This window comes from Streptomyces sp. SJL17-4 (assembly GCF_036826855.1).
Lineage (GTDB): Bacteria > Actinomycetota > Actinomycetes > Streptomycetales > Streptomycetaceae > Streptomyces.
This window is the reverse complement of record NZ_CP104578.1, coordinates 7,408,257-7,422,497: the sequence shown is the minus strand read 5'-3', so window position 1 is coordinate 7,422,497 and position 14,241 is coordinate 7,408,257. Positions and strand designations below refer to the sequence as shown.

The following is a 14,241-nucleotide window of genomic DNA, read 5'->3' as shown; positions in this document are numbered from 1 at the left end:
GTGTTACTTCGTCAGGGCGGCGACGAGGGAGTCGACGTACGCGCTCATCGACCCGGGACCGCCGAACATCCAGACGCCGTCGGGCAGACGGTGGACGTTGCCCTTCTTGACGAACGGCAGCGAGGTCCACACCTTGTCCTTGGCGAGGACGCCCGCGAACGGGTTGCTGGAGGCGTCGCCGTCGTTGCCGATGTAGGCGAACTGCACGTCACCGATCTTGGTGAGGCCCTCGACGTCGGTGGCGCCGAGGCCGTAGGCCGGGTCGCCCTTCACCGTCCAGGCGTTCTTCAGGCCGAGCTCCTCGTTGACGGCGCCGATGAGCGAGCCGCTGGTGTAGGGGCGGATCGAGACCTGGTTGGAGACGACGTACCCGTCGGCGAAGGCGTACTTCGCACCGGCGAGCTTCGCGTCGGCCAGGGCCTTCTTGCCCTCGTCGAGCTTCGCCTCGAACTGCTTCTTGAGCTCGGTGGCCTTGTCCGTGGTACCGGTGGCCTTGGCGATCAGGTCGAGGTTCTCGGTCATCCGGCCGATCGGGTCGGCGGCGTCGGCGGCCTTCACCTCGAGGACCGGGGCGATCTTGCGCAGCTGCTTGACGGCGGCCGGCGGCAGGTCGGAGGTCGCGAGGATGAGGTCGGGCTTGAGCGCCGCGACGGTCTCCATGCTCGGCTCGCCGCGCGTGCCGATGTCCTTGGGCTCGTTCTTCAGCGGGACGGCGGTGTCCCAGGTCTTGTAGCCCTTGACGTCGGAGACGCCCACCGGGTCGACGCCGAGCTCGATCAGGTGCTCGACGACGTTCCACTCGGTCCCGACGACCTTCTTGGCGGGGCCGTCGAGCTCCACCTTGGTGCCCGTGGCATCGGTGAGGGTGATGCGCTCGGTGGTCTTCTTCGCGTCGTCGGCGGCGGGCTCGGTGGTGCCGCAGGCGGTGAGGGTGAGGGCCGCGGTGGTGGCGACCGCCGTGGTGAGGAGGAGGCGTCTCATGAGGTGGTGCTGAGCCTTTCGCTTCGCGAGTGGTGCCGGCCTATCGCACGGGTGCGCAGCCGGCCGGTGAGGGGGTCGGTGTCGACCTCGATGCGGATGCCGTACGTGTCGGTCAGCCGCTCCGGAGTCAGGACGTCCGAGGGGCTGCCCTCGGCGACGACCCGGCCCGCGTCGAGCAGGAAGATCCGGTCGGCGACGGCCGCCGCCTGGTCGAGGTCGTGGAGGACGGCACCGACGGCGATGCCGTGGTCGTCCGCCAGGTCACGCATGAGGTCGAGGAGTTCGACCTGGTAGCGCAGGTCGAGGTAGGTGGTGGGCTCGTCGAGCAGCAGCACGCCCGTCTGCTGGGCGAGGCAGCCGGCCAGCCAGACGCGCTGGAGCTGGCCGCCGGAGAGGTTCTCGGCGCCGCGTCCGGCGAGTTCGGTGACGCCCGTCATGGCGAGCGCGCGGTCCACCGCGGCACTGCCGTCCGGGTCGGCCTTGCCCCAGCGTCCCCGGTAGGGGTAGCGGCCGAATTCGACCACGTCCCGGACGGTCAGCCCGCTGGGGGTGGGGCGTCCCTGGGTGAGCAGGGCGACCTGACGCGAGAACTCACGGGGGCTCAGCGCGAGGCCGTCGGTGGTCCCGTCGAGCAGGAGCGTGGCGGTGCGCGGCTGCTGGAGCCGTGCGAGGGTGCGGAGCAGCGTCGACTTGCCGCTGCCGTTGGGCCCGACGAGGACGGTCACTTCGCCGGGGCGCAGCGTCATGGCGGCGTCGTGGACGACATCGACGCCTTCGTACGCCACGGTGACACCTGTGGCCGAGAGTTCATGACCGCGGGGACGGGGAGTCGCGTCGGCCTGTTCAGCTGCTTGCACGCCGCAGAGGTTAGCCTAACCTTAGTGATCGACGAAAGGGGATCCCGAGTCGCGGGCACAAGATGTATTCAGGCCAAGCTGATGCGCCCGCCTCATTCCACCCCGAGCCCGGCGTGATCCAAAAGACAGGCCCCGGCCCCGCAAGCGCGTCCACGCTCCGAGACACCGTTGACCCGGGGCGCGAGCGTCGCTACCTTCGCGCCATGTTGCGTACAGCCCTGCTCACCACGCGCGGTCACATCGACCTGCTGCGGGTGGCCTCCGCCGCGTGTCGCCGCGGCTGCTGACGCCCTTTCACGTCTCCGACGCGCCGCCGTCCCTCCGACGCCGCGCGCCGCACCCGTACCCCCACTGACGCTCTGACCGCCGTGTGCCCGCGCTCGCGCCGCGCCGCCCGCGGTCGCTGACGCGCACCCACACGCCCTCTCCTCGCCTCCCTCCCCCGGAGTCCCGCCTTGACGGTCGGCCATGCCCCACCTCATTCCCCGCCCGACATATCGCCTTTGCCGGATGTCGAGCCCCTCACCCCCGCTCGCAGCCCCGGTCGCGGCCCCGCCGTTCCCCGCTGGTTGCGCCGCACCGTGGGGCCCGTACTCCTGCTCGCCCTGTGGCAGACCCTCAGCTCGACGGGGGTCCTCCCGGCCGAAGCGCTCGCCTCGCCGGGGACCATCGCCCGCGCCGGCGGTGGGCTGATCGGCGACGGAACCCTCCCCGCCGCGATGGGCGTCTCCCTGCGCCGCGTCGCCGCCGGACTGTTGATCGGCGGGATCGTCGGCATCGCGCTGGCGCTGCTCTCCGGGCTCTCCCGGCTCGGCGAGGACCTCGTCGACGCCCCCGTCCAGATGCTGCGGACCGTGCCCTGGGTCGGCCTGATCCCGCTCCTCATCATCTGGCTGGGCATCGGGGAGGCGCCCAAGGTGGCGCTCATCGCGCTCGGCGTCGCCTTCCACCTCTATCTGAACGTGTACGCCGGAATCCGCGGCGTCGACGCCCAACTCGTCGAAGCGGGCCAGTCCTTGGGGCTCGGTCGCTGGGGTCTGGTCCGGCACGTCGTGCTGCCGGGCGCGTTGCCCGGGGCCATGACCGGCCTTCGGTACTCGCTCGCCACGGCCTGGCTGGCGCTGGTCTTCGGCGAGTCCATCAACGCCGACGCCGGCATCGGCTTCCTCATGAACCAGGCGCGGGAGTTCTTCCGCACGGACGTGATCGTCGTCTGCCTGGTCGTCTACGCCTTCCTCGGCCTCCTCGCCGACGCCGTCGTCCGTACTCTCGAAAGGCTGCTGCTGCAATGGCGACCGACCTTCACCGGGCAGTGACCGTCCAGGGCCTCACCCGTTCCTTCGACGGGCGACCGGTCGTCGACGGGCTCGATCTCACCCTGCGCGCCGGACAGTTCACCGCACTCCTCGGCCACAGCGGCTGCGGCAAGTCCACGCTCCTGCGGGTCCTCGCCGGGCTCGACCGGGAGATCTCCGGCACCGTCCTCGTCCCGCGCCGTCGTGCCGTCGCCTTCCAGGCGCCGCGACTCATGCCGTGGAAGCGCGTCTGGCGCAATGTGCTCCTCGGACTGCCGGGGAAGCCGGGCCGCGCGGTGGCGGAGAAGGCCCTGGCGGAGGTCGGGCTCGGGCACCGTGCGGGAGCCTGGCCGAAGACACTCTCCGGCGGCGAGGCCCAACGGGCCTCCCTCGCCCGCGCCTTGGTACGGGACCCGGATCTGCTCCTTCTCGACGAACCGTTCGGCGCGCTCGACGCGCTGACCCGGATCAAGGCCCAGCGGCTCGTGGCCGAGCTGTGGCGGCGGCGCGGCTGCACCGTCCTGCTGGTCACCCACGACGTGGACGAGGCACTGCAACTCGCGGACCGCGCCCTGGTGATGCGGGACGGCGTCATCGCGTACGACACCGCCGTGGATCTGGACCGGCCCCGCTCCCCCGGCGATCCCGCGCTGGCCGCGCTCCGCACCCGCCTCCTCGCCGAACTCGGAGTCAGCGAAGCCGAGTTCGCCGAACAGGCGGCCTGACCCGTGCCCCTTCCCCCTCTCAAGGAGAGCCACCCGTGAAGTCCTTCCGCCTGTCCACCGCGGCCCTGCTGGTGCCGCTCGCGCTCCTCGCCTCCGCCTGCACCGGCGCCTCCGCGGCCGGCTCCTCATCGAACTCCGACGGAAAGGGCTCGCTCGTCCTGAACGTCGGCGACCAGAAGGGCGGCGCCGAGGCCCTGCTGCGGGCCGCCGGTGAGCTGGACGACCTCCCCTACCGGATCACGTGGTCGACGTTCACCTCGGGACCACCCCTCCTCGAAGCGGTGAACGCCAAGGCCGTCGACATCGGCTCCGTCGGCAACACCCCGCCCGTCTTCGCCGCGGGCGCCGACTCGAAGATCACCGTGATCTCCGCGACGCACGGCGACTCCGCGGGCGAGGCGATCCTCGTCGCGAAGGACTCGTCCCTGCGCTCCGTGGCGGACCTGAAGGGACGGCAGGTCGCCGTCGCCCAGGGAAGCTCCGCCCACTTCCAGCTGATCTCCTCGCTCGGAAAGGCCCGTCTGAAGCTGAGCGACGTCCGGGTGACGCTGCTGCAGCCGGCCGACGCCCTGGCCGCGTTCACCAGCGGGAAGGTGGACGCCTGGGCGGCCTGGGACCCGTACACCTCGCAGGTCCTGCTGAGCGGCAAGGGCCGGGTCCTCGCCGACGGGCGCGGGCTCGTCAACGGCCTCGGCTTCCAGGTCGCCGCCCCGTCGGCGCTCGCCGACCCCGCGAAGGCCAAGGCCATCGGTGACTTCGTCGAGCGGCTCCGGCGCGCGCAGGACTGGGTGTTCGACCACCCCGAGGCCTGGGCGAAGGTCTGGGCGAAGGAGACCGGGCTGCCGTACGACGTGGCGCTCGCCGCCGTGAGGCGCAGCAACGGCACCCGTATCCCGGTCGCCCTCGACGACGCGGCCATCGCCTCCGAGCAGAAGATCGCCGACACCTTCGCGGCCCTCGGGCTCATCCCCCGCACGTTCCGCTTCGCCGACTACGTCGACACCCGCTTCAACAAGGACCTGCCGCCGTCCACCACCCCGGCGCGCAGCTACGGAAGGGCCTCCTCGTGACCGTCCATCTGCACTGGTTCCTGCCCACCGGCGGCGACGGCCGGACCCTCGTCGACCGGCACGCCTACACGGACGGCGGAATCACCCGCGACCGCACCGTGTCCGGGGTGCGGGCGCCCGACATCGACTATCTGATCCAGATCGCCAAGGCGGCCGAGCAGTTGGGCTTCGAAGCGGTACTGACCCCGACGGGGACGTGGTGCGAGGACGCCTGGCTCACCACGGTCGCGCTCGCCCAGCACACCGAGCGGCTCAAATTCCTGGTGGCGTTCCGGCCGGGGGTGATCTCTCCGGTGCTCGCGGCCCAGATGGCGTCCACCTACCAGCGGATCACCCGCGGCCGGCTCCTCCTCAACGTGGTGACCGGCGGAGACTCCACCGAGCAGCGCCGCTTCGGCGACCATCTGGACCACGACCGGCGGTACGCGCGCACGGCCGAGTTCCTGTCGGTCGTGCGGGGCGCGTGGAGCGGGCGGCCGTTCGACTACGAGGGCGAGCACTTCCGGATCGAGGGCGGGCTCACCGCGCTGCCGCCGGACCCGCTGCCCGAGATCTTCTTCGGCGGCTCGTCCGCCGCGGCCGGTCCGGTGGCGGCCGGGCACGCCGACGTCTATCTGACCTGGGGCGAGCCGCCGTGGCAGGTCAAGGAGAAGATCGACTGGATCCGAGGCCTCGCGGCGGAGCGCGGCCGTACGGTCCGCTTCGGAATCCGGCTGCACACGATCTCCCGTGACTCGGCGCGCGAGGCGTGGGCGACGGCCGACCGGCTGCTCGCCGATCTCGACGCCGAGACGATCGCCGCCGCGCAGCAGGTGCTGGGCCGCAGCGAGTCGGTGGGTCAGCAGCGGATGCTGGCGCTGCACGAGGGCGGCTCTCTCGGCCGCGACCGGCTGGAGATCTCGCCGAACCTGTGGGCGGGGGTCGGTCTCGTCCGGGGCGGGGCCGGCACCGCGCTCGTCGGCAGCCACGCCGAGGTCGCGGACCGGATCGAGGAGTACCACGACCTGGGCGTGGAGCACTTCGTCCTGTCCGGCTATCCGCATCTGGAGGAGGCGTACTGGTTCGGCGAGGGCGTGCGGCCGGAGCTGGCGGCGCGCGGGCTGCTGCCGACGGTCGTGCCGTCCCCGCTGCTCGGCGTCCCGGCCGCGAACGGCCGGCCGGCCTCGGCTCCGGGGGGCGCTCCGCTGCTGGTGGCCGGCGGGCGGTAGGGCGCGGTCGGCTTGTCGGCTCCTGTCGTGGGGGCGCGGGAAGATCCGCGCCCCCACCTCGGTTGGTAGAACCGTGAACGAATACGGGGTCGAAGAGTCCGGGGCGAACGCCGAGCTGCTCACGCCGGTGGACGTCGTCGTCATAGGCGCCGGTCAGGCGGGCCTCTCGGCCGCCTTCCACCTGCGCCGCACCGGCCTGGAGCCGGACCGGGACTTCGTGGTCCTCGACCACGCCCCGCGACCGGGCGGCGCCTGGCAGTTCCGCTGGCCCTCGCTCACCTACGGCAAGGTCCATGGGATGCACGCACTGCCCGGCATGGAGCTGACCGGCGCCGACCCCGCGCGCCCGTCGTCCGAGGTGATCGGCGCCTACTTCGACACGTACGAGCAGACCTTCGACCTGCGGATCCACCGGCCCGTCGACGTCACCGCCGTCCGGGAGGGCGACGGCGGGCGGCTTCTCGTCGAGACCTCCGAGGGTACGTACGCGACCCGTGCCCTGATCAACGCCACCGGCACCTGGGACCGCCCCTTCTGGCCGCGCTACCCGGGCCAGGAGACCTTCCGGGGGCGCCAGTTGCACACCGCCGGCTACCCGGGCCCCGAGGAGTTCGCCGGGAAGCGGGTCCTCGTCGTCGGCGGCGGGGCCTCCGGCACCCAGCACCTCATGGAGATCGCGGACGTCGCCGCCGAGACCTTCTGGGTGACCCGGAACGAGCCGGTCTGGCGCGAGGGGCCGTTCGGGGAGATGGAGGGGCGGGCCGCCGTCGCCATGGTCGAGGAGCGGGTACGGCAGGGGCTGCCCCCCAAGAGTGTCGTCTCGGTCACCGGGCTCCCCCTCAACGACGCGATCCGCGCGGCACGCGCGCGCGGGATCCTCGACCGCCTCCCGATGTTCGACCGGATCACCCCGACCGGGGTGGCCTGGGACGACGGCCGAACCGGTGACGTGGCGGTGGACGTGATCCTCTGGGCGACCGGCTTCCGGGCGGCGATCGACCATCTGACCCCGCTGCGGCTGCGCGAGCCGGGCGGCGGGATCCGGGTCGAGGGCACGCGCGCGGTCCGGGACGAGCGCGTCCACCTCGTGGGGTACGGGCCCTCGGCGTCGACGATCGGCGCCAACCGGGCCGGGCGGGCGGCGGTCTCGGACGTACGGCGCCTGCTGCGGCGCGAGACGGCGGCCTCGGCGACAGCGACCGAGACCGAGACCGCGACGACGGCGACGGCGACGGCGACCGCGACCGTGACGGGGAGCATCTCGATGTCCGCCTCGATGTCCGCCCCGGCGGCCGCCTCCGTGGCCGCCTCCCTGTGATCCGGTTCAGCCCTTCTCCGCACCCCTGTTGGTGTTGAACTCGGCCACGTTCATCTGGTGCGCCGCGTAGTCGGCGGTGAAGCGGGTGTCTCCGGGGGCCACCGTGACGAAGTAGAGCCAGTCACCGTCCGCCGGACGGATGACCGCGTCCATGGCCTGGTCCCCCGGGTTGCCGATGGGCGTCGGCGGCAGACCCTTGCGCTCATAGGTGTTGTACGGACTCTTGAGCCGTGTGTCCTCGAACGTGGTGTCCACGGTGCTGCGGTCGAGCGCGTAGTTGAGGGTCGAGTCCATCTGCAGGGCCATGCCCCGGGCGAGCCGGTTGTGGACGACCCGGGCGACCTTGGCCATGTCCTCCGGGTTGTCGGCCTCGGCCTGGACGATGCTGGCCGCGATCACCGTCTCGTAGACGCTCATGCCGTGCGCCCGCGCGCCCACGGCGATCCGGGTGGCCCCGAAGCGTTTCCCGGCCGTGTCGACCATGAAGCGGAGCAGTCCCTCGGGGGTGGAGGCGTTGAGCACGGGGTACGTCGCCGGGAAGAGGTAGCCCTCGGGGTTCCCTCCGGCGGCCGCGGGCAGCGGGAGGGCGGTGGCGGACGCGGTCGCGGCCTTCCGGGCCGTGCCTTCGGGCAGGCCGAGCGCCCGGTCGACGGCCGTGTAGACCTGGCCGGCCCGCCAGCCCTCGGGGACGAGGAGCGGCCGGGGCTGTTCGACGGCCGGTTCGTCCCGCGTCAGGAGCAGCGGCAGGGTGACGGCGACGGCCACGGCGACGAGGGCTCCGAGGAGGAGCGCGAGGCGTCCGCGCCGGGTGAGCCGGGGACGGCGGCGGAACGGGCGGAGACTCGGGGGAAGGGAAGGGCGGCGGCGTGCGGGTGCGTACGGTGACGGCGGCCGGTACGTCATGGCCGCACGCTAACCCGCCGCGTACGGGAATCCCGGGAACCCGCGTACGCGGCGGCGCCGCCGGTCCCCTGGGACGGGGAACCGACGGCGCCGGGGCACTGCGATCGTCAGACGAGCCAGCCCAGGAAGTGGACGACGCCGGCGAGCAGGTTGGTGATGACGTTCATGGTGGTGCTTCTCCTCGTAACAGGTACATCAGTGGGACTGATGCTTCAGTGGGACTGCGCGGTCACGGTCTGCAGCCCGTCGATCGCACACCGCAATCATCCGACGCCGTACGGGAGTTGAGCAACGAATTCCGGAACGATCACACGTTCTGGGGAACAACCGCTCCCACGTTCGCCTGTTCGGTCGCGGGTCCCTTCGCGGCCGCCGGTGCCCCGGCACTGACGGCCGCGGCGCTCCGCGCGTCCCGCCGGACCAGGGCCGCGTACTTCCCGTCCCGGGCGAGCAGCTCGTCGTGCGTGCCGCGCTCCGCGATCCGGCCCGCGTCCAGGACGACGATCTGGTCGGCGTCGCGGACGGTGGAGAGCCGGTGGGCGATGGTGATCGTGGTCCGGCCGGCCGACAGGGCGTCGATGGCCTGCTGCACGGCGTGCTCCGTACGGGTGTCGAGGGCGCTGGTGGCCTCGTCGAGGATCAGTACGGGCGGGTCGCGCAGGATGGTCCGGGCGATGGCGAGGCGCTGCTTCTCGCCGCCCGAGAAGCGGTAGCCGCGCTCGCCGACCAGGGTGTCGTACCCCTCGGGCAGCGAGGCGATGTGGTCGTGGATCTGGGCGGCGCGGGCGGCGGCCTCTATCTCCTCGTCGGTGGCGTCCGGCTTGGCGAAGCGGAGGTTGTCGGCGACGGAGGCGTGGAAGAGGTACGTCTCCTGGGAGACGACGCCGACCGCGCGGGCGAGGGTGTCGAAGTCCAGATCGCGCACGTCCACCCCGTCGAGGGTGACGCGGCCGCCGGTGACGTCGTAAAGCCGGGGCACCAGGTAGCTGAGGGTGGACTTGCCGGAGCCGGTGGGACCGACGACGGCCAGGCTGCCCCCGGCGGGGACGGCCAGGTCGACGGCGTCGAGCGTCGGGCGGCCGGCGCCCTCGGGGTCGTAGTGGAAGACGACCTTCTCGAAGGCGACCTCGCCGCGGACCTCGGCGAGCCGGACGGGCTCGGCGGGCTCGGTGATGTCCACGGGCAGGTCGAGGTACTCGAAGATGCGCTGGAAGAGCGCGAGGGACGTCTGCATCTGCACCCCGGTGGAGAGCAGGCTGACGGCGGGCCGGAAGAGGCCCTGCTGGAGCGAGACGAAGGCGACGAGGGTGCCGAGCGAGATGGCGGCCCCGCCGGAGCCCAGGGCGACGCCGGCGGCCCAGTAGATCAGGGCGGGCATGGCGGCCATGACGATGCCGATGGTGGACATCCGCCACCGTCCGGCCATGGAGGAGCGCACTTCGAGGTCGACGAGGCGCTCGGACTCCTCGGCGAAGGACTTGGTGAGGGAGTCGGCGCGGCCCATGGTGCGGCCGAGCAGGATGCCGCTGACCGAGAGGGACTCGGTGACGGTCGCGGCCATGGCGGCCATCTGCTTCTGGCGCTGGGTGGTGATCCGCTTGCGCTCGTTGCCGACGCGGCGGCTGATCCAGACGAAGACCGGCAGCAGGAGCAGCGAGACGAGGGTGAGCCGCCAGTCGAGGGCGAGCATGGCGGCGACGGTCGCGACGACGGCGGTGAGGTTGGAGACGAGGGAGGTGGCCGTGGAGGTCACGGTCGCCTGCATGCCGCCGATGTCGTTGGCGATGCGGGACTGGACCTCGCCGGTACGCGTGCGCGTGAAGAAGGCGAGCGGCATCCGCTGGAGCTGCTCGTAGACCCCGGTGCGCAGGTCGTGCATGACGCGCTGGCCGACGGTGGTGGAGATCAGGGTCTGGAGCACACCGAAGACGCTGGTCAGCACGGCGGTGGCGATCATGCCGAGGGCGAGCAGGCTGAGCAGCCCGGTACGGCCCTGGGGGATCGCGGTGTCGAGGATCTCCTTGAGCAGGAAGGGCGAGGCGACCGTGACGAGCGAGGCGGCGCCTACCAGCAGGCCGACGAGCACCAGGCGGGCACGGTAGGGGCGGAAGAGCCGCAGGATGCGCCGCAGCTGCGCGGGCTCCTTCGGCTGCGCGGAGTCGCGGGGCGGGGGCGTCCAGTCGGACTGGTCGTGGGGGCGCATGGGCTCCTTCGAGGGTTCGGTGATGTGTCGATGAGAGCTTAGCTCATTGTTACCTACGCTCACAATGAACAAGGTCCTGATATTGTTCCCGCATGAGCACCTCCGCCGTCCCGACCGGACCCGGCCGTTCGGGGGAACCCGACGCCGACGGCCTCCTCGCCGAGCAGCTGCTGCGCCTCACCCGGCGTCTGCACCGCATCCAGAAGCGCCACCTGGAGCCGCTCGGCATCACACCCGCCCAGTCCAGGCTGCTCCGCACGGTCGCGTACTTCGGGGAGCCGCCCCGGATGGCCGACCTCGCGACCCGGCTCGAGGTCGTCCCGCGCGCGGTGACCAGTCTCGTCGACGGTCTGGAGGCCGTCGACCGGGTGCGCCGGGTGCCCGATCCGAGCAACCGCCGGGTGGTGCGCATCGAGCTCACCGACGCGGGCCGCGCCACGCTGCGGGAGCTGCGCAGCGCGCGCCGGTCGGCCGCAGAGGACATCCTTGCTCCATTGACCGCCGCACAGCGCGAGGTGCTCGGAGGTCTGCTGTCCGCCCTGGTCGACCCCGGCCCGGAGGGCGGCTGCTGACCCTCGGCCGCCCCGACGCGCGAAGGGGAGCCGTGACATGCCGCTGTTCGAGCCGAACCCGCAGGCCCTACGCCCCGGTACGAAGCGGACTCCGGCCCCGGACCGCGTACCGGAGCTCCAGGCCCGGGGGACGCCGAGGCGGCTGCGCGAGGAGCTGGCCGAGTTCCTCGGCCCCGAGAAGGTCCTCTCGAAGATCTCCGACCTCGTGCGGTACGCCTCCGACGCCAGCCCCTACCGCTTCGTCCCGCAGGTCGTCGTGGTCGCCGAGGACATCGACGACATCTCCACGATCCTGTCGTACGCCCACGGCAAGGGCCGCGAGGTGGTCTTCCGCGCCGCCGGGACCAGCCTCAACGGGCAGGCGCAGGGCGAGGACATCCTGGTCGACGTGCGCCGCCACTGGGCGGGCGTCGAGGTCCTGGACGGCGGCGCACGGGCGCGGATCCGCCCCGGCACCACCGTCGTCCGGGCCAACGCGGCACTCGCCCCGTACGGGCGGGTCCTGGGTCCCGATCCGGCCAGCGCCATCGCCTGCACGATCGGCGGAGTCGTCGCCAACAACGCCTCCGGCATGACGGCCGGGACGACGAGGAACTCGTACCGGACGGTGGCCTCGCTCACCTTCGTGCTGCCGAGCGGGACCGTGGTCGACACGGCCGACCCGGCCGCCGACGAGGAGCTGGCGCGCGCCGAGCCGAGGCTGTGCGCGGAGCTGATGGCGCTCAAGGCCGAGATCGAGGCGGACGGCGAGCTGACCGACCGGATCCGCGCCAAGTACGCCATCAAGAACACCAACGGCTACCGGCTGGACGCCTTCCTCGACGGCGACACGCCGGTGAGCATCCTGCGCGGTCTCATGGTGGGCTCGGAGGGCACGTTCGGCTTCATCTCGGAGGTCGTCTTCGACACGCTGCCGCTGGACCGCGAGGTGTCCTCGGCCCTGCTCTTCTTCCCCTCGCTGCCGGCCGCGGCCGAGGCCGTACCCCTCTTCAACGCGGCGGGGGCGCTGGCCGTCGAGCTCATGGACGGCAACACGCTGCGGGCCTCGGTCAGCGTGGCGGGCGTCCCGGCGGACTGGGCGGAGCTGCCCAAGGAGACCGCGGCGCTCCTGGTCGAGTTCCGGGCGCCGGACGCGGCGGCGCGCGAGGGGTACGAGCGGGCGGCGGCGGAGGTCCTCGCCGGGCTCGACCTGGTGGCCCCGGTGGCCTCCGTGGAGAACGCGTTCACCACGGACCCGAAGCGGATCGCCGGCTACTGGAAGGCCCGCAAGGCCTTCGTGACGGCGGTCGGCGGCTCCCGCCCCTCCGGGACGACCCTGATCACCGAGGACTTCGCGGTGCCCCCGGCCCGGCTCGCGGAGGCCTGCGAGGCGCTGCTCGACCTGCAGTCCCGGCACGGTTTCGACGCCGCCGTGGCCGGTCACGCCGCGCACGGCAACCTCCACTTCCTGCTCGCCTTCGACGCGGGCGATCCGACCGACGTCGAGCGGTACGCGGCCTTCATGGACGAGTTCTGCAAGCTGACCGTGGAGCGCTTCGACGGCTCCCTGAAGGCGGAGCACGCCACCGGCCGCAACATCGCGCCGTTCCTGGAGCTGGAGTGGGGGACGCGGGCGACCGACCTGATGTGGCGGGTCAAGGAGGCCATCGATCCCGACGGGGTGCTCGCCCCGCGGATCGTCCTGGACCGCGATCCGCAGGCGCACCTGCGGGGCCTGAAGACGATCCCCACCGTGGAGCGGATCGCCGATCCGTGCATCGAGTGCGGCTTCTGCGAACCGACCTGTCCCAGCCACGATCTGACGACCACTCCGCGCCAGCGGATCGTGCTGCGCCGGGAGATGATGCGGCAGAGCGACGGCTCCCCGGTCGAGACCCGACTCCTGGAGTCGTACGGCTACGACGCCGTCGACACCTGCGCCGGCGACTCCACCTGCAAGCTGGCCTGTCCGGTCGGGATCGACACGGGCGCGCTGATGAAGGAGTTCCGGCACGAGCGGCACACCTCGCGCGAGGAGCGGATCGCCGCCCTGGCCGCCAAGAACTTCCGGGCGGCGGAGGCCTCGGCGCGGCTCGCGGTCGCCGCGGCCGACCGGATCGGCGACCGGGTCCTGGAGTCGGTGACGGGCCTGGCCCGCCGGGCGGTCAGCACCGACCTCGTACCGGAGTGGCTGCCGGAGATCCCCGGCGCGGCGGCGCGGCGGCTGCCCCGCACCCACCGCCCCGCCGCGGTCGCCGTCTACTACCCGGCCTGTGTGAACCGGATCTTCGGCAATCCGGACGGCGAGCGCGGCCCCTCGCTGCCGGAGGCCGTGGTCGCGGTGTCGGCGCGCGCGGGGAAGCCGGTGTGGATCCCCGACGACGTGGCCGGAACCTGCTGCGCGACGATCTGGCACTCCAAGGGGTACGAGCGGGGCAACGCGGTGATGGCGAACCGGATCGTGGAGGCGGCCTGGGGATGGACCGCGGGCGGGACGCTGCCGCTGGTCGTGGACGCCTCCTCGTGCACGCTGGGCATCGCGCACGAGGTCGTGCCGTATCTGACGGAGGACAACCGGGCGCTGCACGCCGAGATGACGGTGGTCGACTCGCTGGTGTGGGCGGCGGACGAGCTGCTCCCCCGGCTCGATGTCCGCCGCCGGGTCGGCTCGGCCGTGGTCCATCCGACCTGCTCGATGCGGCACCTCGGCGACGAGGAGAAGCTGACGGAACTCGCGCGGGCCTGCGCCGAGGAGGTCGTCGTCCCCACCGACGCGGGCTGCTGCGCGTTCGCGGGCGACCGGGGCATGCTGCACCCGGAGCTGACGGCCTCGGCGACAGCCCGGGAGGCGGCCGAGGTGACGGCGCGGCCCTTCGACGCGCATCTCTCGGCCAATCGGATGTGCGAGATCGGGATGGGCCGGGCGACGGGCCGCAGCTACGGATCGGTGCTCCTCGCCCTGGAGCACGCGACCCGGCCCTGACCCGTTCGCGTCCTTGACGGCCCCTCATCCCCTGTGGTGAGGGGCCATTCGTACGTTCGGGTGAGGGTGGGTGTCCGGTGCGGCTCGCTCCGTGATCCGGAACAGTAAAGTCCAACCACCCGTCGCAAGAGTCCTATCGGCGCCCTT

At 72.3% G+C, this 14,241-nt stretch carries 11 protein-coding genes; 7 read left to right on the top strand and 4 right to left on the bottom strand.

The features are described 5' to 3' along the window. Nucleotides 1-3 precede the first annotated feature (3 nt). On the bottom strand, nt 4-981 hold the full coding sequence (locus tag N5875_RS33450) for an iron-siderophore ABC transporter substrate-binding protein (protein WP_338497950.1): 978 nt from the start codon (nt 979-981) through the stop codon (nt 4-6). Beyond that, nucleotides 978-1,838 carry an ABC transporter ATP-binding protein gene (locus tag N5875_RS33445; protein ID WP_318206519.1) on the bottom strand — a complete coding sequence of 287 codons (861 nt, stop codon included), beginning with the start codon at nt 1,836-1,838 and terminating at the stop codon, nt 978-980. Before N5875_RS33445 ends, N5875_RS33450 begins: the two co-directional genes overlap by 4 nt. A gap of 455 nt (nt 1,839-2,293) precedes the next feature. On the opposite strand from N5875_RS33445, the gene N5875_RS33440 reads away from it, so the two are divergent. The 5 genes from N5875_RS33440 to N5875_RS33420 all read left to right on the top strand — a co-directional run bounded on the left by N5875_RS33440 (nt 2,294) and on the right by N5875_RS33420 (nt 7,454). Next, entirely contained in the window at nt 2,294-3,154 is an 861-nt protein-coding gene (locus N5875_RS33440) for an ABC transporter permease (RefSeq protein WP_338497949.1), read from the top strand. Next, complete coding sequence (locus N5875_RS33435; RefSeq protein WP_318206521.1) at nt 3,127-3,858, top strand: ABC transporter ATP-binding protein; 732 nt, start codon at nt 3,127-3,129, stop codon at nt 3,856-3,858. The genes N5875_RS33440 and N5875_RS33435 overlap by 28 nt, the downstream gene beginning before the upstream one ends. A 35-nt stretch (nt 3,859-3,893) precedes the next feature. After that, nucleotides 3,894-4,928 (top strand): ABC transporter substrate-binding protein, encoded by a 1,035-nt coding sequence (locus N5875_RS33430; protein WP_318206522.1) that lies wholly within the window; start codon nt 3,894-3,896, stop codon nt 4,926-4,928. Continuing rightward, nucleotides 4,925-6,136 (top strand): LLM class flavin-dependent oxidoreductase, encoded by a 1,212-nt coding sequence (locus N5875_RS33425; RefSeq protein WP_318206523.1) that lies wholly within the window; start codon nt 4,925-4,927, stop codon nt 6,134-6,136. The genes N5875_RS33430 and N5875_RS33425 overlap by 4 nt, the downstream gene beginning before the upstream one ends. A gap of 73 nt (nt 6,137-6,209) precedes the next feature. Beyond that, nucleotides 6,210-7,454 carry an NAD(P)-binding domain-containing protein gene (locus N5875_RS33420; protein ID WP_338497945.1) on the top strand — a complete coding sequence of 415 codons (1,245 nt, stop codon included), beginning with the start codon at nt 6,210-6,212 and terminating at the stop codon, nt 7,452-7,454. 6 nt (nt 7,455-7,460) lie between these two features. On the opposite strand, the gene mltG is transcribed toward N5875_RS33420, so the two are convergent. Together mltG and N5875_RS33410 are read right to left on the bottom strand one after the other, a co-directional pair. Then, on the bottom strand, nt 7,461-8,357 hold the full coding sequence (gene mltG, locus N5875_RS33415) for an endolytic transglycosylase MltG (RefSeq protein ID WP_318206525.1): 897 nt from the start codon (nt 8,355-8,357) through the stop codon (nt 7,461-7,463). Between the two features lie 307 nt (nt 8,358-8,664). Continuing rightward, nucleotides 8,665-10,560, bottom strand: coding sequence for an ABC transporter ATP-binding protein (locus N5875_RS33410; RefSeq protein ID WP_338497942.1), 1,896 nt, complete (start codon nt 10,558-10,560; stop codon nt 8,665-8,667). 92 nt (nt 10,561-10,652) lie between these two features. Between N5875_RS33410 and N5875_RS33405 the strand changes: the two genes are divergently transcribed. Continuing rightward, on the top strand, nt 10,653-11,132 hold the full coding sequence (locus N5875_RS33405) for a MarR family transcriptional regulator (RefSeq protein WP_318206527.1): 480 nt from the start codon (nt 10,653-10,655) through the stop codon (nt 11,130-11,132). 37 nt (nt 11,133-11,169) lie between these two features. Beyond that, entirely contained in the window at nt 11,170-14,094 is a 2,925-nt protein-coding gene (locus tag N5875_RS33400) for an FAD-binding and (Fe-S)-binding domain-containing protein (protein ID WP_338497939.1), read from the top strand. Nucleotides 14,095-14,241: the final 147 nt, after the last annotated feature.

Excerpts from the sequence above, each read along its gene's own strand:
- N5875_RS33450 (WP_338497950.1), bottom strand. The coding sequence starts at position 981 with ATGAGACGCCTCCTCCTCACCACGGCGGTCGCCACCACCGCGGCCCTC.
- N5875_RS33435 (WP_318206521.1), top strand. The coding sequence starts at position 3,127 with ATGGCGACCGACCTTCACCGGGCAGTGACCGTCCAGGGCCTCACCCGT.
- mltG (WP_318206525.1), bottom strand. The coding sequence starts at position 8,357 with ATGACGTACCGGCCGCCGTCACCGTACGCACCCGCACGCCGCCGCCCT.
- N5875_RS33410 (WP_338497942.1), bottom strand. The coding sequence starts at position 10,560 with ATGCGCCCCCACGACCAGTCCGACTGGACGCCCCCGCCCCGCGACTCC.
- N5875_RS33405 (WP_318206527.1), top strand. The coding sequence starts at position 10,653 with ATGAGCACCTCCGCCGTCCCGACCGGACCCGGCCGTTCGGGGGAACCC.
- N5875_RS33400 (WP_338497939.1), top strand. The coding sequence starts at position 11,170 with ATGCCGCTGTTCGAGCCGAACCCGCAGGCCCTACGCCCCGGTACGAAG.